Source organism: Streptomyces hamibioticus (genome assembly GCF_047946815.1).
Lineage (GTDB): Bacteria > Actinomycetota > Actinomycetes > Streptomycetales > Streptomycetaceae > Streptomyces.
Map to the genome: position 1 here is coordinate 1717765 of NZ_JBKKQY010000001.1, position 21394 is coordinate 1739158.

The 21394-nt window shown below is 73.8% G+C and carries 17 protein-coding genes, 1 pseudogene and 1 riboswitch; of the genes and pseudogenes, 9 read left to right on the plus strand and 9 right to left on the minus strand.

Annotated elements, in window-relative coordinates:
- Positions 1 to 241 precede the first annotated feature (241 nt).
- A complete protein-coding gene (locus ACLGIH_RS07730) occupies positions 242 to 1951 on the plus strand; it encodes an SPFH domain-containing protein (protein ID WP_416524482.1) in 1710 nt (569 codons plus the stop codon).
- On the plus strand, positions 1948 to 3270 hold the full coding sequence (locus ACLGIH_RS07735) for an SPFH domain-containing protein (RefSeq protein ID WP_416524483.1): 1323 nt from the start codon (positions 1948 to 1950) through the stop codon (positions 3268 to 3270). Before ACLGIH_RS07730 ends, ACLGIH_RS07735 begins: the two co-directional genes overlap by 4 nt.
- Positions 3271 to 3412: 142 nt before the next feature.
- Here the strand turns inward: ACLGIH_RS07735 and ACLGIH_RS07740 are convergent, their stop codons facing one another.
- On the minus strand, positions 3413 to 4636 hold the full coding sequence (locus ACLGIH_RS07740; RefSeq protein ID WP_416524484.1) for an arginine deiminase: 1224 nt from the start codon (positions 4634 to 4636) through the stop codon (positions 3413 to 3415).
- A 209-nt stretch (positions 4637 to 4845) separates the two neighbouring features.
- Here ACLGIH_RS07740 and ACLGIH_RS07745 point away from each other — a divergent pair, with 209 nt between their 5' ends.
- Complete coding sequence (locus ACLGIH_RS07745; RefSeq protein ID WP_416524485.1) at positions 4846 to 6138, plus strand: cation:proton antiporter; 1293 nt, start codon at positions 4846 to 4848, stop codon at positions 6136 to 6138.
- Positions 6139 to 6169: 31 nt separating this feature from the next.
- On the opposite strand, the gene ACLGIH_RS07750 is transcribed toward ACLGIH_RS07745, so the two are convergent.
- From ACLGIH_RS07750 to ACLGIH_RS07760, 3 genes are all read right to left on the minus strand, one after another.
- On the minus strand, positions 6170 to 8749 hold the full coding sequence (locus ACLGIH_RS07750; RefSeq protein WP_416524486.1) for a polynucleotide kinase-phosphatase: 2580 nt from the start codon (positions 8747 to 8749) through the stop codon (positions 6170 to 6172).
- Positions 8746 to 10254, minus strand: a complete 1509-nt coding sequence (locus ACLGIH_RS07755; protein WP_416524487.1) for a 3' terminal RNA ribose 2'-O-methyltransferase Hen1 — start codon at positions 10252 to 10254, stop codon at positions 8746 to 8748. The genes ACLGIH_RS07750 and ACLGIH_RS07755 overlap by 4 nt, the downstream gene beginning before the upstream one ends.
- Before the next feature lie 154 nt (positions 10255 to 10408).
- Positions 10409 to 11332 carry an LLM class F420-dependent oxidoreductase gene (locus tag ACLGIH_RS07760; RefSeq protein WP_416524488.1) on the minus strand — a complete coding sequence of 308 codons (924 nt, stop codon included), beginning with the start codon at positions 11330 to 11332 and terminating at the stop codon, positions 10409 to 10411.
- A gap of 253 nt (positions 11333 to 11585) precedes the next feature.
- Here ACLGIH_RS07760 and ACLGIH_RS07765 point away from each other — a divergent pair, with 253 nt between their 5' ends.
- Positions 11586 to 11765, plus strand: coding sequence for a hypothetical protein (locus tag ACLGIH_RS07765; RefSeq protein ID WP_416524489.1), 180 nt, complete (start codon positions 11586 to 11588; stop codon positions 11763 to 11765).
- Positions 11766 to 12073: 308 nt separating this feature from the next.
- On the opposite strand, the gene ACLGIH_RS07770 is transcribed toward ACLGIH_RS07765, so the two are convergent.
- From ACLGIH_RS07770 to ACLGIH_RS07785, 4 genes are all read right to left on the minus strand, one after another.
- Positions 12074 to 12544: a DUF6099 family protein gene (locus ACLGIH_RS07770; protein ID WP_416524490.1), complete on the minus strand. Its 471-nt coding sequence runs from the start codon at positions 12542 to 12544 to the stop codon at positions 12074 to 12076.
- A gap of 145 nt (positions 12545 to 12689) precedes the next feature.
- Complete coding sequence (locus tag ACLGIH_RS07775) at positions 12690 to 13043, minus strand: nucleotide pyrophosphohydrolase (protein ID WP_416524491.1); 354 nt, start codon at positions 13041 to 13043, stop codon at positions 12690 to 12692.
- Entirely contained in the window at positions 13040 to 14224 is a 1185-nt protein-coding gene (locus tag ACLGIH_RS07780) for an AAA family ATPase (protein WP_416524492.1), read from the minus strand. The genes ACLGIH_RS07775 and ACLGIH_RS07780 overlap by 4 nt, the downstream gene beginning before the upstream one ends.
- Before the next feature lie 322 nt (positions 14225 to 14546).
- Positions 14547 to 14936: a cell division protein SepF gene (locus ACLGIH_RS07785; RefSeq protein WP_416524493.1), complete on the minus strand. Its 390-nt coding sequence runs from the start codon at positions 14934 to 14936 to the stop codon at positions 14547 to 14549.
- A 170-nt stretch (positions 14937 to 15106) separates the two neighbouring features.
- On the opposite strand from ACLGIH_RS07785, the gene ACLGIH_RS07790 reads away from it, so the two are divergent.
- Positions 15107 to 18217, plus strand: coding sequence for an FAD-binding and (Fe-S)-binding domain-containing protein (locus ACLGIH_RS07790; protein WP_416524494.1), 3111 nt, complete (start codon positions 15107 to 15109; stop codon positions 18215 to 18217).
- 61 nt (positions 18218 to 18278) lie between these two features.
- On the opposite strand, the pseudogene ACLGIH_RS35050 reads toward ACLGIH_RS07790, so the two are convergent.
- Positions 18279 to 18419: pseudogene (locus tag ACLGIH_RS35050) on the minus strand (DUF7144 family membrane protein); the annotation flags it as partial.
- 98 nt (positions 18420 to 18517) lie between these two features.
- A riboswitch (cobalamin riboswitch) is annotated at positions 18518 to 18703 on the plus strand.
- A 30-nt stretch (positions 18704 to 18733) separates the two neighbouring features.
- Between ACLGIH_RS35050 and ACLGIH_RS07800 the strand changes: the two are divergent.
- From ACLGIH_RS07800 to ACLGIH_RS07815, 4 genes are read left to right on the plus strand one after another with little or no spacing between them, the layout of a single operon-like run.
- Positions 18734 to 19438 carry an energy-coupling factor ABC transporter permease gene (locus tag ACLGIH_RS07800; RefSeq protein WP_416524495.1) on the plus strand — a complete coding sequence of 235 codons (705 nt, stop codon included), beginning with the start codon at positions 18734 to 18736 and terminating at the stop codon, positions 19436 to 19438.
- Positions 19435 to 19776, plus strand: a complete 342-nt coding sequence (locus ACLGIH_RS07805) for an energy-coupling factor ABC transporter substrate-binding protein (protein ID WP_416524496.1) — start codon at positions 19435 to 19437, stop codon at positions 19774 to 19776. Before ACLGIH_RS07800 ends, ACLGIH_RS07805 begins: the two co-directional genes overlap by 4 nt.
- Positions 19777 to 20526 carry a cobalt ECF transporter T component CbiQ gene (gene cbiQ / locus ACLGIH_RS07810; protein WP_416524497.1) on the plus strand — a complete coding sequence of 250 codons (750 nt, stop codon included), beginning with the start codon at positions 19777 to 19779 and terminating at the stop codon, positions 20524 to 20526.
- Positions 20523 to 21368, plus strand: coding sequence for an ATP-binding cassette domain-containing protein (locus tag ACLGIH_RS07815; protein ID WP_416524498.1), 846 nt, complete (start codon positions 20523 to 20525; stop codon positions 21366 to 21368). Before cbiQ ends, ACLGIH_RS07815 begins: the two co-directional genes overlap by 4 nt.
- Positions 21369 to 21394 lie beyond the last annotated feature (26 nt).

Consider the following 21394-nt stretch of genomic DNA (forward strand, 5'->3'; position numbering starts at 1 on the left):
CTGACGACGGAAAAGCACTCAAGGGCTCGGCCCGCCTCACCTCGACGCGCCGGCGCCACCACTACTCATCAGTATGGTCACGATCGGCGGAGCCGTCCTGTCCCCGCCGCCTGTGGTGTGGGATGACTGGAACCAGGAACACGATCAAGCGAGCGCACAAGGCGTACAGGCCACCCAGCCGGTAATACGAGGCAGGCCGGCTGATACGAGCACGAGAAGAGTAAGGAAAAAAGGGGGAACGATGGCACAAGCGAAGGGGCAGAGCCTACGGAGGGTGGCCTCAGCGGTGGCCTCCGGTGCCAATCCCCGGGAGGCGGCCGAGGAGGAAGTCCGGCGGCGCACGGGGCGGTCGGCCGGCCGGCCGCAGAGCCGGGGACAGGCCGGCCAGGAGCGGGGCGACACCGATGAGGAGTCGTACGCGCCGGAGGAAGAGGGCATGGACCCCGCCGACTTTCCGGCCGCGAGGGAACAGGGCGGCTCCATCGCCACGGTCATGGCGCAGAAGACCGTCTCTCTCGACGAGGCCGGCGAGGCGCTCAACCGGAGCGAGCAGCAGCGTGAGGGCGGCGAGCAGGTCCATGCGATCTGCCCGATGGTGCTCCCGAAGGGCCGCTCGTTCCTGAGCATGCTCCCGGTGCTGTCGCTGCTCGTCCTGGGCGCGGTGGGCACCGCGGTCGTGTCGACGGTGGACGACTCCCCGCTGACCAACCCGCTCTTCGGCGTGCACTACTGGGTCATCTCCGTGGCCGCGGTCGCCTTCGTGTGGTGGCGGCAGGGCATGGTGATGGTCCCGGACGGCTGCCAGGCGCTGATCACGCGCTTCGGGAAGCTGGAGAAGGTCGTCGGCCCCGGCCGGGTGATCCTGATCAGCCCGTGGAAGCGGGTCTCGTACATCCTCAACACCACCCGCGAGTACCCGTTCAACGCGCCGGTGCGCGAGGCGCCGACCAAGGGCGGCGTGAAGGCCTCGATCGACCTGTTCATCCAGTTCCGGATCAGCGACGCGACCGAGTTCGTCTACACGCTGGGTGCGGTACGCGGCTTCGAGGAGAAGCTGAGCAACGCGGTGAGCGAGACGATCCGCAGCCTCATCTACGAGCAGGAGGCCGCCGGGATCTACGACATGGTCGGCGAGGACACCGGCCGGCTCCTTGAGCAGCTGAACCAGCAGTTCCGGCCCGCGGTCGAGCTGACCAACGCCAACATCACGCATGCGGAACCGTCCGACCGCAACTACCGGATGGACCTGGCCGCCCCGGAGATGGTGCGGATGGCGAAGGAGGCGTACACCCACGAGTACGCGCTGATGCTCCGCAAGGAGCAGGACGAGGGCGACCTGAGCAAGGAGCTGGCGGCCAGCCGCGAGACGCTCTCCGCGATCCACGCCGACATCGCCCAGTACCAGGCCCAGATGGACACCGCCGTGGAGCGCGAGACCAACCGCGCCCAGGCCCTTGCCCGCCAGCGCTACGTGCAGGCCGAGTCCGAGGCGAAGGCCAACGCGGCGCTGCTGGAGGCACAGGCCCTCGACATCCGCGCGGTCACCGCGGCCGAGGCTCCCGAGATCCTCGAGTACCGCTACCAGCAGCAGATCCTCGACACCCTTGAGCAGGTCGCCGACCATCTGCCGCGTCTCGTCCGCATCGGCGGCTCGGCGGACGGTGACGCCGCCGGGGTCGACTTCCTGCAGCTGGCCCGGGAGATGGTCGGCGAGCGCGGTGAGGAGCTGTTCAGCGAGGCGGACATGGCCGCCATGCGCGGGCAGCTCGCCGCGATCGGCGACCGTATCGCCGGACGCGAGGAGGAGGTCGTGGTGCTGCTCCAGGCCGAGCGGCCCACCGTGCCGTCGGCCGAGGAAGGAGCGCCGACGGGCTCTTCGACCGGGCAGGAGACCGCCGAGCAGGCGAAGGCGTCCGAGGTTCCCGAATCCTCCGAGGAGGCCGGTCAGTGAGTACCGCACGTATGAACCGCAGGTCGGTCATCTCCGAGGCGGTCGCGCCCTGGAGCGACATCGCCCAGCTGCTGCGCGGCGGCGAGGCCGGCACCCTGATCCCGGTCATCATCCCCCGCCACCGGCGCAGGCTGTGGTGGATGCTGCCCCTGTGGCTCGGCCTGTTCGCGCTGCTCATGGGCGTGATGCTGTCGCTGCGCGAGGCGGACTCGGACGGCGCGGCGGACCTCGCCTACGGCGCACTCGCCGGGCTCGCCTACGCGGCCGGCGGCCTGCTCCTGATCATCGGCGCGCTGTGGTGGTGGCGCTCCTCGATCGTCGAGATCGAGCAGGGCACCAACGGGGTCCTGACCCGCTACGGCGCGGTCACCCGCACCCTGGACGCCGGCCGCCACTACCTCTGGCACCCCTGGTCGAGGGTGGACTTCGTGGTCGACACGGCCACCGAGATCCCGTACTCGGCCCCGGTGATGGCCTGCCCGACGCAGGAGAACGTCCCGCTGCGGTCGATCGAGTTCTTCCTGAAGTTCCGCATCACGGACGCGGTCCGGTTCGTCCGCACGATCGGCGCGGGCAACTTCGACCTGGTCCTGTCCAGCGCCGTCCAGGACGCCATCCGCCAGCGCGCCCGCAAGATGCGCACCGAGCGGGCGTACGACCTGCGCGGCTCGGACGTGGCCGACATGCAGGAGCTGCTGAACCGGCAGCTGGAGCGCTACGGCGTGCGCATCACCGGCTCCAACATCCCGGACGTGCAGCTGCCGACGCAGTACCAGCAGCACCTGGCGACCAGGGAGCGGGTCGCCAAGGAGCGCACGGCGTACGAGCAGGAGTGGGGGCTGACCCGCAAGCGCCGTATCGACAGCCTCGGCATGGACATCGAGCGGGCCAAGAAGGTGCGCGACGCGCGCATCGTCGAGGTGAAGGCCGCGCTCAACAACGCCCGCGAACAGGTGGCCCAGCTGTTGGAGGAACAGGAGACCAACGCCCAGCGGGTCCGTTTCGAGATCGAGACCCGCGGTCGCAGCGGCCTGATCTCCGCCGAGAACGAGGCCCGCGCCCAGCGCGCCCTCGCCAAGGCCTACCGCGACAACCGCGCGGTGCTCCAGTACGAGCTGGCCCGCCGCCGCCTCGAAGTGGGCGCGGAGCTGGCGTCGAAGGCACCGCAGCCGGTGGTCGTACGCACCGACGGCGGCAGTGGTGACACCTCGGCGCTCTCGACGCTGCTCGCCGCGCAGCTGCTGCCGCGGATGACGGCGCGGCCCGCGGCTCCGGAGCGGTACTTCGAGGACGGGCAGCCGGACGGGGACGACGCCTGAGGCGAGCGTCACCCCGCCATGCTCAACCCGGCGGCTCCCGGCTCCAAGCTCTCCTCGGAGCCGGGAGCCGCCGTTGCGCACGGTCACATCCGGCACGACGGCCACTCCCGCACGCCGCCCGGTGAGCGCCTGCGCGGGCCGCCTACACGGGCGCCCTCTCGACCGGGCAGCTCATGCAGCGCGGCCCGCCCCGCCCCCGGCCCAGCTCGCTGCCCGGGATCTCGATCACCTCGATGCCCTGCTTGCGCAGATGCGTGTTGGTGGTGGAGTTCCGCTCGTAGGCGACGACGACGCCCGGTTCCACGGCCAGCACGTTGCAGCCGTCGTCCCACTGCTCCCGCTCGGCGGCGTGCACGTCCTGCGTCGCGGTCAGCACCCGGATCTCGCTCAGGCCGAGCGCCGCGGCGATCGCGCGGTGCATGTGCTCCGGCGGGTGGTCGGTGACCTTCAGCTCCATGCCGCCGGTGCCCGGCTCGATGGTGTACGACCGGAGCATGCCGAGACCCGCGTACTGGGTGAAGGTGTCGCCGTCGACCATCGTCATCACGGTGTCGAGGTGCATGAAGGCCCGCCGCTTCGGCATGTCCAGGGCGACGATGGTGCTCGCCGAGCCGGCGGCGAACAGCTTGTGGGCGAGCATCTCGACGGCCTGCGGGGTGGTGCGCTCGCTCATGCCGATGAGGACCGCGCCGTTGCCGATGACGAGCACGTCCCCGCCCTCGATGGTCGACGGGTAGTCGGCCTGCCCCTCGGACCAGACCCGGAAGCCCTCGCCGTGGAAGAGCGGGTGGTGGCGGTAGATCGCCTCGAAGTGGACCGTCTCGCGCTGCCGCGCCGGCCAGCGCATCGCGTTGATGGAGACGCCGTCGTAGATCCACGCGGAGGTGTCCCGGGTGAAGAGGTGGTTGGGCAGCGGCCGGAGCAGGAAGTCGTCCAGCTCCATGACGTGGAACCGCACGGAGACCGGCTCGGCGTGCGCGTCGAGGAACTCCCGCTTGGTCATGCCGCCGACCAGCGCCTCGGCCAGTTCTCCCGCGGGCAGCGTCTCGAAGGCGGCCCGGAGGTGGTCCGTGGCCAGGACGCCGTACTCCTTCTCGTCGAAGACCCGGTCCAGGACCAGCTCCCGGGCCGCCGGGATGTCGAGGGTCTCGGTGAGCAGGTCGCCGAAGAGGTGGACGGCGACACCGCGGTCGCGCAGCACGTCGGCGAACCCGTCGTGCTCGGCGCGCGCCCGGCGCACCCACAGCACGTCGTCGAAGAGCAGGGCGTCCTTGTTGCTGGGGGTGAGCCTCTTGAGCTCGAGATCCGGCCGGTGCAGGATGACGCGGCTGAGCCGCCCGGCCTCGGAGTCGACATGGAATCCCATGGCTCCATCCTGACCACTCGGGCGCCTGTTCACCCCCCGCTTGCGCGGACCCGTGACCGCGGTGCGCCCTCCGTGTGCGCCTGTGCGACGCCGGTGCGGTGGCGCCCGCTCCGTAAGACGGGTCGTGGGCCGGTCCGACGGCCGCGGGACAGGAGGAGACGTCGGCGGGCAGGACAGGGGAGACGTGAGCGGGCGGTACAGGGGGAGACGTGAGCGGTGACGCGCTGGTCCTGCACGTGGTGGGCGCCTCGGCGCTGGTCCTGGTGGCCGCGCACGCGGGCGGCCGGCTGGCCCGGCGGCTGCGGCAGCCGTACATCGTCGGCCAGCTGGCCACGGGCATCGCACTGGGCCCGTCCCTGCTGGGCAGCGCGGCCCCGGAGGCGTACGCGGTGCTGTTCCCGGCGGCCATCGGGCCGGTGCTGACCGGCTTCGCGCAGGTCGCCCTGGTGGTGTTCCTGTTCGCGGTCGGCTACGAGCTGGACCTGGAGGTCCTCGGCGACCGGGCGCGTACGTCGGTGACGGTGGCGCTGGCCGCCTTCGCGGTGCCGATGGCCGTGGGCAGCGGCTGTGCGCTGCTGTTCCGGGAGCCGCTGCACGACCTGGGCATGCCCCGCGGCCTCTCCCCCGCCGCCGTGGTCTTCGCCGGGGTCGCCCTGTCGGTGACGGCGGTGCCCGTGCTGACGGCCATCGTGCGGGAGAACGGGCTGTCCCGTTCGCTGCCGGGCGTGGTGGCGGTGTCGGCGGCCGGGCTGCTGGACGTGCTCGGCTGGACGGTACTGGCCGGGGCGATGATGGACGGCGACGGCGGTCCGGCCGGGCTCGGCGTGCCGTGGCGGGCGGGGCTCGCCGCCGGCTTCGTCGCCGTGATGGTGCTCGCGGCCCGGCCGGTGCTGCGCCGGCTGCTGTGGCGGACGCGGCTGGAGCCCTCGCTGCGGCTGGCGCTGCTGCTCGGCTTCGCCCTCGGCTCCGCCTGGGTGACGCATGCGCTGGGGTTGCACGTGATCTTCGGGGCGCTGCTCGCCGGGGTGGTGGTGCCGCGCGAGGAGGACGGCACCCTCGACCCGGACCTGCTGCGTCCGCTGCACGAGGTCGGCTCGCTGCTGCTGCCGTTCTTCTTCGTGGTCTCGGGGCAGTCGGTGACCCTGGGCGGACTGGACGGCACGGCCTGGGCGGCGCCGCTGGTCGTGACGGTGCTGGCGGTCACCACCAAGGTCGGCAGCGGTGCGGTCGCGGCCCGGCTGTGCGGCCTGGACCGGCGGGACGCGCGGACCGTCGGCGTCCTGCTCAGCGCCCGGGGCCTGACCGAGCTGATCGCCCTCGACGCGGGCCGCCAGGCGGGCCTGCTGAGCGGCCCCCTCTACACGGCCCTGGTCCTGATGGCCCTGGCCACGACCCTCCTCACCCAGCCGATGCTGCTCCTGGCCCGCCGGCCGGCCGGACGCGAGGGCCGGACCCCCGCGCCGCACGGCACGGCGTCGGCTCCGGTCACCGGAAAGAGGTGACCGCAGCCGACGCCGGCCCGGTGTCAGCGGGTCACAGCCGCGGGTCCACCGGCTCCGACTCCAGCGCCAGGACACCGAAGACCGCCTCGTGCACCCGCCACAGCGGCTCGCCGTCCGCCAGCCGGTCCAGGGCCTCCAGGCCGAGGGCGTACTCCCGCAGCGCCAGCGACCGCTTGTGGTTCAGGAACCGCTGCCGCAGCCGGGCGAGGTTGTCGGGGCGCGTGTACTCGGGACCGTAGACGATCCGCAGGTACTCGCGGCCCCGGCACTTGATGCCGGGCTGCACCAGACGCCCCTCCTCGGTGCGGACCAGCGCCCCGATCGGCTTGACGACCATGCCCTCACCGCCGCGGCCGGTCATCTCCAGCCACCAGTCGACGCCCGCCCGCACCGACTCGGGGTCGCCGGTGTCGACGTACAGCCGGCGGGTGGTGTGCAGCAGGCCGGTGCCGTCGTGCTCGACCAGCCGGTCGATGAGCCCGAGCTGCTCGTCGTGCGGCAGGGCGGCGAGGCTGCGGCCCTGGACGGCCAGGACCTGGAACGGCGCCAGACGGACACCGTCCAGGCCCTCCGTCGCCCAGCAGTAGCGCCGGTAGGCGTCGGTGAACGCCGCGGCGTCGGCGGCCCGTTCGCGCTGGCGGGCGAGCAGGCCGGTGACGTCGACGCCGCGGGCCGCCGCGCCCTCCAGGGCGGCCAGCGCGCCGGGGAACACCGCGCCGGAGGCGGCGCCCACGGCGGCGTACTGCGAGCGCAGCAGACCGGAGGCCTTCAGCGACCAGGGCATCAGCTCGGCGTCGAGCAGCATCCAGTCGGTGGCGAGTTCGTCCCACAGACCGGCCGCGCCGATCGCCGCGCGCAGCCGGCCGAGGATCTCCTCGGTGACGGACGCGTCGTCGAAGAACGGGCGGCCGGTACGGGTGTAGAGGGAGCCGGTGGGCCCTCCCCCGCTCCCGGCTTCGCTCGAGCGGCAGGCACCCCCGACGCCGAAGCGGGCGCGGGCCGTCCCGGCGTCCCGGCACACCAGGGCCACCGCCCGCGAGCCCATGTGCTTCTCCTCGCACACCACGCGCGCCACCCCGTCGGCGGCGTACTGGGCGAAGGCCTCCTCGGGGTGCTCCAGATAGCCGTCCACCCGGGAGGTGGCGGTCGGGGCCATGGTCGGCGGCAGGTACGGCAGCAGCCGCGGGTCGGTCGCGAAGCGGCTCATGACCTCCAGCGCCGCCGCCGCGTTGTCCTCGCGGACGGTGACCCGGCCCGCGTGCCGGGTCTCGACCGCGCGGCGGCCGTGCACGTCGGCCAGGTCCAGCGGCCGGTCGTCGTGCCCGCCGGGCGCCTCGGTGCGCAGCGGCTTGACCGGCTCGTACCAGACGCGCTCGGCGGGTGCGTCGACGATCTCCCGCTCCGGCCAGCGCAGCGCGGTGAGCCTGCCGCCGAACACGGCGCCGGTGTCCAGGCAGATGGTGTTGTTGAGCCAGCTGGCCTCCGGGACCGGGGTGTGGCCGTAGACGACGGCCGCGCGGCCCCGGTAGTCCTCCGCCCACGGGTAGCGCACCGGCAGCCCGAACTCGTCGGTCTCGCCGGTGGTGTCGCCGTACAGGGCGTGGCCGCGCACCCGGCCGGAGGTGCGGCCGTGGTACTTCTCCGGCAGGCCGGCGTGACAGACCACGAGCCGCCCGCCGTCGAGGACGTAGTGGCTGACGAGGCCGTCGATGAACTCCCGCACCTCGGCGCGGAACTCCTCGCTCTCGCCCGCCATCTGCTCGACGGTCTCGGCGAGTCCGTGGGTGAGCTGCACCTTGCGGCCCCGCAGGTGGCGGCCGTACTTGTTCTCGTGGTTGCCGGGCACGCACAGGGCGTTGCCCGACCTGACCATCGCCATCACGCGGCGCAGCACGCCGGGGCTGTCCGGGCCGCGGTCGACGAGGTCGCCGACGAAGACGGCGGTACGGCCCTCGGGGTGCACGCCGTCGGTGTAGCCCAGCTTGTCCAGCAGGGTCTCCAGCTCGGACGCACAGCCGTGGACGTCGCCGATGATGTCGAACGGCCCGGTGAGGTGGGTCAGGTCGTTGAACCGCTTCTCGGTGACGACGGTGGCCCGCTCCACCTCGTCCGCTCCGCGCAGGACGTGCACCTTGCGGAAGCCCTCGCGCTCCAGGTGCCGCAGCGAGCGCCGCAGTTCGCGGACGTGCCGCCGGATCACCCGGCGGGGCAGGTCGGCCCGGTCGGTGCGGGCCGCGTTGCGCTCGGCGCACACCTCCTCGGGCACGTCGAGCACGATGGCGACCGGCAGCACGTCGTGGGCGCGGGCCAGCTCGATCAGCTGCCGCCGGGCCTCGGACTGCACGCTGGTGGCGTCCACGACGGTGCGGCGGCCGGCCGCGAGCCGCTTGCCGGCGATGTAGTGCAGGACGTCGAAGGCGTCCCGCGTCGCGCTCTGGTCGTTCTCGTCGTCGGACACCAGCCCGCGGCAGAAGTCGGAGGAGATGACCTCGGTCGGCTTGAAGTGCCGGCGGGCGAAGGTGGACTTGCCGGAGCCGGAGGCGCCGATCAGGACGACCAGGGAGAGGTCGGTGACGGGCAGCGCCCGTCCCTCAGTGGTGGTGTCGCTCATGCCGCCTTCGCCTCCTTCGGGGCCTCGGTCTTCGGAGTCACGTTCTCCGGGGTGCCGTTCTCCGGGGTGCCGTTCTCGAACACGGCCATCTGGGTGGGCGGCCCGACCTCGGGGTCGTCGGGGCCGACGGGGCGGAACCCCACGCGGTAGCCGTGCCGTTCGGCCACCGCCTCCGCCCAGGTACGGAACTGGGCGCGCGTCCACTCGAAGCGGTGGTCGCGGTGGCGGACGTGCCCGGCCGGGAGGGTCTCCCAGCGCACGTTGTACTCGGCGTTGGGTGTGGTGACGACGACGGTGCGGGGGCGGGCGGCGCCGAACACCGCGTACTCCAGGGCGGGCAGCCGGGGCGGGTCGACGTGCTCGATCACCTCGCTGAGCACGGCGGCGTCGTAGCCCTTGAGACGCTGGTCGGTGTAGGCCAGGGACCCCTGGAGGAGGTTCACGCGCGCGGCCTGCCGCTCCCCCATGCGGTCCAGCTTCAGCCGCCGCGCGGCGATGGCGAGCGCGCGCACGGACACGTCCACGCCGAGGATCTCGGTGAACCGCGGCTCCTTGAGCAGCTCCCGGACCAGGTGTCCCTCCCCGCAGCCGAGGTCCAGGACCCGGGCGGCGGCACGCTCGCGCAGCGCAGCGAGGATCGCCTCGCGGCGCTGCACGGCGAGCGGCGCGGGCCTCTCCTCGGCCTCGGTCTCCGCCTCGACGGCGTTGTCGATCTCCTCGACCTCGCTGTCGTCGGCCTCGGCCAGGCGCACCAGCTCCAGCCGGTCCATCGCCTCGCGCGTCAGCGACCAGCGGCGGGACAGGTACCGGCTGGTGATCAGCCGGTGCTCCGGGTGGCCGGGCAGCCAGCCCTCGCCGGCCCGCAGCAGCTTGTCCACCTCGTCGGAGGAGACCCAGTAGTGCTTGGCGTCGTCGAGCACCGGCAGCAGGACGTACAGATGGCGCAGAGCCGCGGCGAGCGTCAGCGCCTCGGACTCCAGGACCAGCCGGACGTACCGCGAGTCGCCCCACTCGGGGAACTCGGTGTCCAGCGGGACCGGTTCGACGCCGACGGACCAGCCGAGCGGCTCGAAGAGCCGGCGTACGAGGTCGGGCCCGCCCCGCGCGGGCAGTGCGGGCACCTCGACGCGCAGCGGCCGGGGCCGGTCCGGGAGATCCGGCCGTAGCCTGCACACACCGCGCATCGCGCTGGAGAAGACGCGGCTCAGCGCCACGGCGAGCAGCGAGGAGGCGGCGTAGGGCCGGTCGTTGACGTACTGCGCGAGCGCCGCGTCGGGGGCGCCGCCCCGGCCCTTGCCCTGGCCGCGCCGGACCATGGCCACCGTGTCGACCTCCAAGAGCAGCGCCGCCGTGCAGCGCTGGGGCTCCGCCTCGGGGTAGAGGACGTGGGCGGTGCCGGAGGAGGTGGAGAACGCCTGCGCCTTGTCGGGATGCTTGTGCAGCAGGAAGCCGAGGTCGGTGGCGGGGCGTTCGGGCGTACCGGTGGTGGTGATGGTCAGGAACATGCTTCAGGGCCTCTCCGGCCGGTGGTCGTGATGGTCGCGCCGTACATGCGCGAGCCCCCAGGGGATGGTGATCCTGGGGACTCGGCAGGACGACGGTCACACCATCGCACGGGATCGCCGGCCGGCGCCTACGGTTATTCGCAGGCCGGGGCCGCTACGACAGCTGCGACTGGACCTCGGAGGAGATCAGCTCCAGGTGCTCCAGGTCGTTCAGGTCGAGCACCTGGAGGTAGATGCGCTGCGAGCCGGCCTCCGCGTAGCGGCCGATCTTGTCGACGACCTCGGCCGGGGAGCCGGCCAGGCCGTTGGCCTTCAGTTCCTCGACCTGGCGGCCGATGGTGCCGGCGCGGCGGGCGACCTCCCGGTCGTCCTTGCCGACGCAGACGACGAGGGCGTTGGAGTAGGTCAGGGCGTCGGGCGCGCGGCCGGCCTGCTGGGCGGCGGTCCGCACCCGGCCGAACTGGCGCCGGGTGTCCTCGATCGAGGCGAACGGGATGTTGAACTCGTCGGCGTACCGGGCGGCGAGGCGCGGGGTGCGGGTGGCGCCGTGGCCGCCGATGAGCACCGGGACCTTCGGCTGGGCGGGCTTGGGCAGCGCGGGCGAGTCGGTGAGGTCGTAGTAGGTGCCGTGGAAGTCGAAGGTCTGGCCGACCTCGGTCGCCCACAGCCCGGTGACGATCGCCAGCTGCTCTTCGAGACGGGCGAACTTCTCCTTCGGGAAGGGGATGCCGTACGCCTTGTGCTCCTCCTCGAACCAGCCCGCGCCCAGGCCCAGTTCGACCCGGCCGCCCGACATCTGGTCGACCTGCGCCACCTGGATGGCGAGGACGCCGGGCAGCCGGAAGGTGCCGGCGGTCATCAGGGTGCCGAGGCGGATCCGCTTGGTCTCGCGGGCGAGGCCGGCGAGGGTGATCCAGGCGTCGGTGGGGCCGGGGAGGCCGTCCACGGACCCCATGCGGAGATAGTGGTCCGAGCGGAAGAACGCGTCGAAGCCGAGGTCCTCGGTGGCCTTGGCGACCCTGAGCAACGTGTCGTAGGTGGCCCCCTGCTGGGGCTCGGTGAAGATGCGGAGATCCATGGCTCCATCCTGCACGCTTCGGCGCGGCGGCCGGTCGCCGGTCGCCGTTCCCGGCACGCGGGTCCGCCGGACCGTTCCACGGTCGGGTGAATACGCGTCAACCCGGCGCCGGGGCGGGGACCGTGCCAGTGACCGGGCGCCGACGATGATCGTTGGGTCGGCGGAGCCGGACCGCCCGGCACCCTCGCCGGCCCGCGACCGCCGGAGTGTCACCGTGTCGGCCTCCGCGGGGGCCAGGGCCGAGGAGGCCGTCATGTCCGAAGAGACCGTGCCGCAGCAGGGCGGGGCCACCGCCGACCGGCCGAAGGGACTGTTGCAGCAGATGGAGGAGCTGATGGCGGCCCTGAACGCGGATCTGTCGGCACTGGACGCGGAGTTGCAGTCGACCGGGGGGACGCGGGGGTCGCAGGGCGAGGAGGAGCGCACGGACTGAGCTGCCGGGCGTGGGTGGCGCCGCGCCGGCTGCCTGCCCCTGCGCTTGCGCTGCGCCGACCCGCCGGGACCCTGCGGTGGGTGGCGTCGCCCGGCGTGACGGGGTGCCGCGCCCTTCGGTGCGGGCGCCGCTCCCGGCACGAGTGCCCGCGGCAGCGCGGTCGAGCACGGACGAGCACGGTCGGGAGGGCCGCACGCCGCCCGGCGGAACGAGATGCCGCTCCCTGGCCGACGGGACGGACGCCGCCCGTCGGCACGACCACCCGCGGCCGTGTCGGCTTCGGGCGTCGGCGGCGGCGTCGCGCGGGCCTAGCCCGCCTCCCGCTCCGGTAACTGCTCCTCGCGGTCGGCCAGTTTGCGCAGCATCTCCCGGACGCGGTCACGGCACTCGTCCGCCGCGTCGATCGCCTCCATGCACTGCCAGTACGCGCCCTCGTCGTCCGCCGCGCTGGCGATGCCGACCAGGGCGATGCCTATCTCGCCGAGCAGCGCGCCGAGGCGTACCAGGGCCTGGCGGGCGTCGCCCATTTCGGTCAGCTGGGCGGCGCGCAGCTCACCGGGGGCCAGGTCCGGTGTGCGCAGCACGCCGCAGCCACGGCCCGCCAGTTCCGTCAATCCCAGTGCCTCGCCGCGCAGTTCCGGCGGGCCGGAGACCGCGAGGCGGCTGCCGATGGCCTGCGCCAGCGCCTGCGCCTGCCACACCTCCGCGAGGATCTCCCGTACGTCGCCGCCGGCGATCAGGGCACGTCTGCTCGTCACGATGAGCCGCACAGCGTCCATGCGCTGCCCCCGTCTGTCCGACGCGCGGTCACGCGCGTCCGCCCGAACTCCGCTGTCCACTACCCAGAGTGAAGGCATGTGGGGCAAAAGGCCAGAGGAAGACGGAAATCTCTGGACAACAAATCGGTTTCGCCCCAACTGTCAACTACTCAGTGTGACCAGAGGCGGTGTCCGGCACCGGGAACCGCCGCTCGTTGCGGTCGATCTTCGCCTCCAGCGCGGCCAGCGGGTCGACGCCGAGCACCTCGCACAGCTGGAGCAGATACGCCAGAACGTCGGCGACCTCGTCGCGGACGCGGTGGGCGCTGTCGGGGTCGTCCATGACGCGCGCCGACTCCTCCGGCGTCAGCCACTGGAAGATCTCGACGAGTTCGGAGGCCTCCACGCTGAGCGCGGTGACGAGGTTCTTGGGCGTGTGGTACGGCTGCCAGTGCCGCGCGGCGGCGAACTCGGCCAGCCGGCGCTGCAAGGCCGTGAGGTCCCGGGGATGATCGGTCACGGCTCCAGGTGTACCACCGTGACACCGTCCGTTCCGGCCGCCCAGGCGGCGTCGCTGACCGTCGCGACGAGACGCAGATGCCCCCGGTCGCACATCCTGGCCGCCAGCCGCAGCAGTCCGGCCCGCTGCCCGGGGTCCAGGCCCCGGTCGAACCCGTCGGCCAGGACGGTGAGCGTCTGGAGGGCGCCCGGCACCTCACCGGCCGGGTCGACCTCCAGCACCCCGGGGCCGGTGAGCAGCACCAGGGCCAGGGCGAGGTAGCGCAGCTCGCCGTAGCCGAGCCGGGCCAGGCCGGTGCGCTGTCCGTCGCCCCGGTCGAGCAGCCCGCGCAGCACTCCCCCGGTGACGGGCTCGGCCAGCACGTCGGCGACGGGCCCGGCGCATCCGGCGCGCACCGCCTCGACGAACTGCGCGTGCCGCCGCCCGCACTCGGCGCGGGTGCGCCACAGCACGTCGGCCAGGTTGTCGCAGCCGCGCACCAGCCGCCCCGAGCCGGTCGGCACCGGGTCGCGCATCCGGCCGGGCCGCGGATCGCAGGCGAAGACCGAGCGCAGGGCGACGACCATCTGCTCGGCGGCGGCGAGCACCCGCCGCTGCCCGTCCGTCTTGCCGGCCACGCGCAGCGGCAGCAGTGCGGTGCCGAGCCGGTCGTCCGGCAGCGGGGCGCGCGTCACGGGTGCGGGCCCGGCGGTGTGCCAGGCGGCCTGCACGGTGCGCCGCCCGGGGTCGCGCAGGGCGGTCTCCAGCAGGACCACCCCGCCCGCGGTCAGCCGTTCCCCGGCGATCCGCAGCTCGGGCTCGGCCTGCACGGCGACGTCGAGCCGGACCGGGCCCTCGGGGCCGTCGGCCGTGCAGCCGATGCGGAAGCCGCGGCGGTGCTGGGCGTCGGGCCGGGCCCGGTCCGGCACGCAGGAGAGCGGGTCGGGGAACGCGGCGCGCAGCGGCGCGCCGCCACCGAGCCGGGCCAGTGCCTCGTACGCCCGCAGCGCGCTGGTCTTGCCGCAGCCGCTGGGGCCGGCCAGCAGGCTGAGCGGGCCGAGCCGGAAGGCGGACCGCCGGTGGCCGGCGAAGGCGGCCAGCCGCAGCTCGGTGACGCGGGGGCGATCGGGGTGTGCCTTGTCGTCACCGGGTGGCGCCTGGGCGGGCGAGGCGGGGGTGGCCGACGCGGGGGACACGGTCATGGCTGGACGGTAGGGCCCGGCCCACGGGGCGAACCGTTCCGCCCTCGCGTTCTTCCTACGATCGGGGGATCGCCCCCGTCCACCGCGCACCGCCCGTCACCCCACCGGCGGCCCGGCACCGCGATCACGCAGCCCGCCGTCACCCCACCGGCGGCCCGGCACCCCGGCCACGCAGCCCGCCGTCACCCCAGCCGCACGCCGGGCCACCGCGCGCGACGACGCCCGGCGCCCGCCGCGAGGCGTCGAGCCGTCGGCCGGGCAGGGCCTCGCCCGTTCGCCGGCGGGGCCGTACGTGCCGCCGCCGCGGGCCGGGGCGCCCGTGTCACGCCCCCGGCACCCCGGCGTCCTCCATGAGGCCCGTCACCTCGGTCCCCGCCGGTGTGAGCAGGAACACGTTGCGATCGACCCGGTGCATGCCGCTGGCCAGGCCGAACACGACGCCCGTGCTGAAGTCGAGGACGCGCTTGGCGACCTCCGTCTCCGCACCGGTCAGGTCGAGCAGGACCGGGATGCCGGACATCAGGGTCTCGGCGACCTCGCGGGCGTCCGCGAAGACGTTGACGCGCAGGACCACGAAGCGGCGCCGCGCCTCCGTCTCCGCCTCCGGCATCGCACGGTGACCGACCGAGGACGGCCACGCGTCGCGCCCGCGCAACGGAACGACCTGGGCGAGCCCCTCCCACTGTTCATCGGTGACGTCGTGGCTGTTCACCGGCTCCCCCGCTCCGACTCGCCTTCATTGCCTTGCACCAGCCAATTCTTACGCCAAGTCACCCGTTCGGCCCAACAGCGACACGGTCCGCGACGGCCCCGGACGCACGTTGCCCCGGTCGCCACGTGGGGTACCCGGCCGACGCCGTGCCGACTGCGAAGGAGGACCCCATGGGCGAGCTGGACCTGCCCGACCCCGTGATCCGCGAGGGGGCCCCGCCCCCGGTCGACGTCGGTTCGCTTCAGGCGGCGCTGCGCGAGCGGGTCGACGGCGAGGTCCGATTCGACGCCGGGAGCCGGGCCGCGTACTCGACGGACGCCTCGAACTTCCGGCAGACGCCGCTGGGCGTGGTCGTGCCGCGCACCCCGGAGGCGGGCGTGGCGGCGGTGGCCGTGGCGCGGGAGCACGGGGCGCCGGTGCTGTCCCGGGGCGGCGGGACATCGCTGGCCGGGCAGTGCGCCAACGCCGGTGTGGTGCTCGACTGGTCGAAGTACTGCACGCGGCTGGAGTCCGTGGACGTCGAGGCCCGGACCTGCGTCGTGCAGCCCGGCATCGTGCTGGACGAGCTGAACGCACAGCTCGCCGAGCACGGTCTGCGCTACGGCCCGGAGCCCGCCACGCACGCCAACTGCACGATCGGCGGCATGATCGGCAACAACTCCTGCGGCGCCACCGCGCAGGCGTACGGCAAGGTCGTCGACAACATCGCCCGCATGGAAGTGCTGCTGTACGACGGCACCCGCTTCTGGTGCGGGGAGACCAGCGACGAGGAGTACGCGGAGATCGAGCGGCAGGGTGATCTGCGGGCGGCCGTCTACCGGCGGCTGCGCGCACTGCGCGACACCTACGCCGACGAGATCCGCCGCCGCTTCCCGGACATCCCGCGCCGGGTCTCCGGCTACAACCTGGACTCGCTGCTGCCGGAGCACGGCTTCGACGTCGCCGGGCTGCTGGTGGGCAGCGAGTCGACGCTGGTCACCGTGGTCCGGGCGGAGCTGGAGCTCGTCCCGGTGGAGCGGGAACGCACGCTGGTGGTGCTCGGTTTCGACCGCATCGACCGGGCCGCCGACGCGGTGCCGGGCGTGCTGCCGCACGATCCGCTGGCGCTGGAGGGCATCGACGCCCGGCTGGTCCGCGACCAGCGGATCAAGCACCTCAACCCCGAGGCCGTCGGCGAACTGCCGGATGGGAACGCGTTCCTGCTGGCGCAGTTCGGCGGGGACACCGCCGAGGAGGCGGTCGCCCGGGCGCGCCGGATGCTGGAGGCCCTGCACCGGTCCGAGCACGACGCGGACTGCGCGCTGATGGACGACCCGGCGCGCGAGGCGGAGATCTGGCAGGTCCGCGAGGCCGGGCTGGGCGCCACCGCGCACATCCCGGGGCGGCCCGACACCTTCGAGGGCTGGGAGGACTCGGCGGTGGCGCCCGAGAAGCTGGGCGACTACCTGCGGCGGCTGCGGGCGCTGTTCGAGGAGTTCGGCTACCTGAGCGACACCGGGCCGAGTCTGTACGGCCACTTCGGGCACGGCTGCGTGCACACCCGTATCCCCTTCGACCTGTACACCGCGGACGGCGTGGCGGCGTACCGGCGGTTCATGGAGCGGGCGGCCGACCTGGTCGTGGAGTTCGGCGGGTCGCTCTCCGGCGAGCACGGTGACGGGCAGAGCCGCGGGGAGCTGCTGCCGCGGATGTTCGGGGACGGGCTGACGGAGGCGTTCGGGCGGCTGAAGGCCGTCTTCGATCCGCTGGACCGGATGAACCCGGGGAAGGTCGTCGCCCCGTACCGGCTGGACGAGAACCTGCGGCTGGGCGGCGACTGGGCCCCGGAGGACCGGCGCGACCTGCACTTCCGGTTCCCGCACGACGGCGGGTCGTTCGCCGAGGCCGCCAACCGGTGCGTGGGCGTGGGCAAGTGCCGGCAGCACACCAGCGAGGGCACCGTGATGTGCCCGTCGTACCAGGTCACCATGGAGGAGGAGCACTCCACCCGGGGACGGGCCCGGCTGCTGTTCGAGATGCTGGACGGCCACGGGGACAGCGCGATCCGGGACGGCTGGCGGTCCGAGGCGGTCAAGGACGCCCTCGATCTGTGCCTGGCCTGCAAGGGCTGCAAGAGCGACTGTCCGGCGGATGTGGACATGGCCACCTACAAGGCCGAGTTCCTGTCCCACCACTACGAGGGCCGTCCGTGGCGTCGGCCACGCTCGGACTGGTCGATGGGGTGGCTGCCCGCGCTCGCCCAGGCCGTGGGCCGCACCCGTCTCGGGCCGGTCGTCAACGCCCTCACCCACACACCGCCGCTGTCGAAGGCCGCGGTCGCCGTGGCGGGGGTGGCGGACCGGGAGGTGCCGTTGTTCGCCGGGCAGACGTTCCAGCAGTGGTTCGCCGCCCACGAGCCGTACGGCGACGGGGAACGCGGCACGGTGCTGCTGTGGCCGGACACCTTCACCAACCACTTCCACCCGCACCTCGGGCAGGCGGCGGTGGCGGTGCTGGAGCACGCCGGCTGGCGGGTGGAGCTGCCCACCGAGCCGCTGTGCTGCGGGCTGACCTGGATCTCCACCGGGCAGCTCGGCACCGCCGAGAAGATCCTGACCCGGACCGTGCGGCGGCTGGCCGGGCACGTCCGGGAGGGCGGTCTCGTGGTGGTCCTGGAGCCGAGCTGCGCGGCCGTGTTCCGGGCGGACGCGGCCGAGCTGTTCCCCGGCGACCAGGACGTGCGCAGGCTGCGGGACCAGACGGTGACCCTGGCCGGGCTGCTCACCGAGCACTCCCCCGGCTACCGGCCGCCGCAGGTGCCCGACCGGTCCGCTCGTGCGCTGGCCCAGGTGCACTGCCACCAGCACGCGGTGCTGGGCTGGGACGCCGACCGGGAACTGCTGCGCCGCGCCGGGGTGGACGTGGAGCGGCTGGACTCCGGCTGCTGCGGACTGGCCGGCAACTTCGGGTTCGAGCGCGGCCATGAGGAGGTCAGCGAGGCGTGCGCGGAGCGGGTGCTGCTGCCGCGGCTGCGGGACGAGGACGCGGGGACCGTCGTGCTCGCCGACGGCTTCAGCTGCCGCACCCAGGTCCACGAGTTCGACAGCGGCGGCCACGAGGCCGTGCATCTGGCGGAGCTGCTGGCCTCGGCGCTCCCCGACGCCCCCGGCAGCGCCTACGGCACCGCGCCCGGCGCCCGCCCGGCGCCCCCGGGCCGGCCGGGCCGGGCCCTGGCCCTGGCGGGTGCCGGGCTGGCCGCGGCCGGTGCGGCGGCGGGGGTGGCGCGGCTGCTGCGGCGCTGAGCGCGGAGCCGCCGGGCGCGAGCGATCCGCCAGGACGAGGCCGAGGCGGTCGGACTCTCTCGGCCTCCTCCTGGCGGCGGGCCGGGGCCCGGATGACGAAGACGTCGATCGCCATCGTGATCACCGACCAGACGGGCGCGTACGGCAGGAACACGAACTGGGCGACGAGGCTGAGTGCGGCCAGGACGATGCCCGTCAAGCGCGGCGGTCGGAGCGTGACCGGCGCGATTGACGGCACAGGGGGCGTGTGACCTCGGTCCGAGCGCCCCGTACGCCCTTGTCACTGCCGGTGCGGGCGCACTACTGTCACCACGCCTTGGTGAACGGGAAATCCGGTGCAATGCCGGTGCGGCCCTCGCCACTGTGATCGGGAAGTCCGGCTCCGGCCCTCACGGGCAGCCACTGGGTCCTCCACGGACCCGGGAAGGCGGAGTTCGGGCGGTGGTACCCGTCAGCCAGGAGACCGGCCGAGGCGCGTCAACCATCCACGAGGTGTTGGAGAGGGTCTGCCGAGCCATGCACATAGCCGAGGGCTTTCTGCCTCCGGCGCACGCGGTCGCCTGGGGCGCCGCGTCAGCGCCGTTCGTCGTCCACGGAGTACGGTCACTCACCCGTGAGGTCAGGGAGCACCCGGAGAGCACCCTGCTCCTCGGCGCCTCCGGAGCCTTCACGTTCGTGCTGTCCGCCCTGAAACTGCCGTCGGTGACCGGGAGTTGCTCCCATCCGACCGGCACCGGGCTGGGCGCCATCCTGTTCCGGCCGCCGGTCATGGCGGTGCTGGGCACCATCACACTGCTGTTCCAGGCGCTGCTGCTGGCCCACGGCGGGCTGACCACGCTCGGCGCCAACGTCTTCTCCATGGCGATCGTCGGGCCGTGGGCCGGGTACGGCGCCTACCGGCTGCTGCGCCGCTGCGACGCGCCGCTGATGGCCGCCGTGTTCTGCGGCGCGTTCGTCGCCGACCTGTCCACCTACTGCGTCACGTCCGTCCAGCTGGCGCTCGCCTTCCCGGACCCGGGCAGCGGATTCCTGGGCGCGCTCGGCAAGTTCGGTTCGATCTTCGCGGTGACGCAGATCCCGCTCGCGGTGAGCGAGGGGCTCCTCACGGTCCTCGTGATGCGGCTGCTGGTGCGGTCCAGCAAGGGCGAACTGACCCGGCTGGGCGTGCTGGTGACCAGGACGAAGGCGAAGACGGCGGGGCAGGAGGCGGCGGCCCGGTGAAGCGCGACACGAGGATCGACGCCCTGCTGCTGCTCGCGGTGGCCGCGCTCGCGGTGCTGCCGCTGGTGTTCGGGCTCGGCGACCGCAAGGAGGAGCCGTTCTCCGGCGCCGACGCCGAGGCGGAGACGGCGATCACCGAGATCGACCCGGACTACGAGCCGTGGTTCTCGCCGCTGTACGAACCCCCGTCCGGGGAGATCGAGTCCGCGCTGTTCGCCGTGCAGGCGGCCCTCGGCGCCGGCGTGCTCGCGTACTACTTCGGTCTGCGCCGGGGACGGCGGCAGGGCGAGGAGCGGGCCCGGGCGGCGGCCCGGCCGGACGCTCCCGCAGGGGACTGAGTGCTGCCGATCGACGCCGCGGCGCACGCCAGTCGCTGGCGCCGCCGCCATCCCGTGGACAAGGCCGTGCTGGGGCTGGGCCTCACGGTGCTCGCGATCTCGCTGCCGCCCTGGCCGGGCGCGGCACTGGTACTGGTGACGGCGCTGGCGGTGCTGCTGGGCCCGGCGGGTGTGCCGGGGCGGCGGCTGTGGCGGGCGTACCGGGTGCCGCTCGGCTTCTGCGTGACCGGGGCGCTGCCGCTGCTCGTGCAGGTCGGCGGCGCGGACGCGTTCGTGTCCCTGGCCGACGGCGGACCGGCTCGGGCGGGCGGGCTGCTGCTGCGCACCTCGGCAGCCTCGCTCGGGGTGCTGCTGTTCGCGTTCACCACCCCGATGTCCGATCTGCTGCCCCGCCTGGTGCGGGCCGGGGTGCCCGCGCCGGTCGTCGACGTGGCGCTGGTGACGTACCGGATGAGCTTCCTGCTGCTCGACTCGGTGCGGCGGGTGCGGCAGGCCCAGGCGGCCCGGCTGGGGCACACCACGCGGGCCGCCGCCTGGCGGTCGCTGGCCGGGCTCGGCGCGACGGCGTTCGTGCGCTCCTTCGACCGGGCGGCGCGGCTCCAGGCCGGGCTCGCCGGACGCGGCTACGACGGCACGCTGCGGGTGCTGGTGCCCGAGGCCCGCGTCTCGGTGCCGTTCACGGCCGCGAGCCTCGCGCTGCTGGCGGCGCTGGCCGCCCTCACCTTCGTACTGGAAAGGCCACTGTCGTGAGCGAGTCCGCCCTCATCGCCCTGCGGGGCGCCTCCTTCGCGTACGAGGACGGGCCCACCGTGCTGCGCGCGGTCGACTTCGAGGTGCCCGAGGGGCGGGCGCTCGCCCTGCTGGGCCGCAACGGCAGCGGCAAGACCACGCTGATGCGGCTGCTCAGCGGCGGGCTGCGGCCGCACCCGGGCCGCCTGACGGTGGCGGGCGAGCCGGTGGCGTACGACCGCAGGGGGCTGACCCGGCTGCGGACCACCGTGCAGCTGGTGGTGCAGGACCCGGACGACCAGTTGTTCGCCGCGTCGGTGGCCCAGGACGTGTCGTTCGGGCCGCTCAACCTCGGTCTGCCGGACACCGAGGTGCGGGCCCGGGTTAAGGAGGCGCTGGCCGCGCTGGACATCGCCGCGCTGGCCGACCGGCCCACCCACCTGCTGTCGTACGGGCAGCGCAAGCGGGCGGCGATCGCGGGGGCCGTCGCGATGCGGCCCCGGGTGCTGATCCTGGACGAGCCGACCGCCGGGCTGGACCCGGACGGCCAGGAGCGGCTGCTGGCCACCCTGGACGGGCTCCGCGCGGACGGCACCACCGTGGTGATGGCCACCCACGACGTCGACCTCGCCCTGCGCTGGTCCGACGAGGCGGCGGTCCTCACGCCGTCCGGCGTGCACACCGGCCCGACGGCGGCCACGCTGGCCCGCCCGGACCTGCTGCGGGAGGCCGGGCTGCGGCTGCCGTGGGGGGTGGCGGTGGCGCGGCTGCTGCGGGCCCAGGGCACACTGACCGGGGCAGCGCCGGGCCCGCGGACCCCGGAGGAGCTGGCCGAACTGACGGCGGGACCGGTTCACGACTGAATGAACCGGAATTATGTGTCCGGTGA

What these genes read in the sequence shown, in the direction of transcription:
- ACLGIH_RS07730 (WP_416524482.1), top strand. Translation starts at nt 242, where the DNA reads ATGGCACAAGCGAAGGGGCAGAGCCTACGGAGGGTGGCCTCAGCGGTG.
- ACLGIH_RS07740 (WP_416524484.1), bottom strand. Translation starts at nt 4,636, where the DNA reads ATGGGATTCCATGTCGACTCCGAGGCCGGGCGGCTCAGCCGCGTCATC.
- ACLGIH_RS07750 (WP_416524486.1), bottom strand. Translation starts at nt 8,749, where the DNA reads ATGAGCGACACCACCACTGAGGGACGGGCGCTGCCCGTCACCGACCTC.
- ACLGIH_RS07755 (WP_416524487.1), bottom strand. Translation starts at nt 10,254, where the DNA reads ATGTTCCTGACCATCACCACCACCGGTACGCCCGAACGCCCCGCCACC.
- ACLGIH_RS07760 (WP_416524488.1), bottom strand. Translation starts at nt 11,332, where the DNA reads ATGGATCTCCGCATCTTCACCGAGCCCCAGCAGGGGGCCACCTACGAC.
- ACLGIH_RS07765 (WP_416524489.1), top strand. Translation starts at nt 11,586, where the DNA reads ATGTCCGAAGAGACCGTGCCGCAGCAGGGCGGGGCCACCGCCGACCGG.
- ACLGIH_RS07770 (WP_416524490.1), bottom strand. Translation starts at nt 12,544, where the DNA reads ATGGACGCTGTGCGGCTCATCGTGACGAGCAGACGTGCCCTGATCGCC.
- ACLGIH_RS07780 (WP_416524492.1), bottom strand. Translation starts at nt 14,224, where the DNA reads ATGACCGTGTCCCCCGCGTCGGCCACCCCCGCCTCGCCCGCCCAGGCG.
- ACLGIH_RS07790 (WP_416524494.1), top strand. Translation starts at nt 15,107, where the DNA reads ATGGGCGAGCTGGACCTGCCCGACCCCGTGATCCGCGAGGGGGCCCCG.
- ACLGIH_RS07800 (WP_416524495.1), top strand. Translation starts at nt 18,734, where the DNA reads ATGCACATAGCCGAGGGCTTTCTGCCTCCGGCGCACGCGGTCGCCTGG.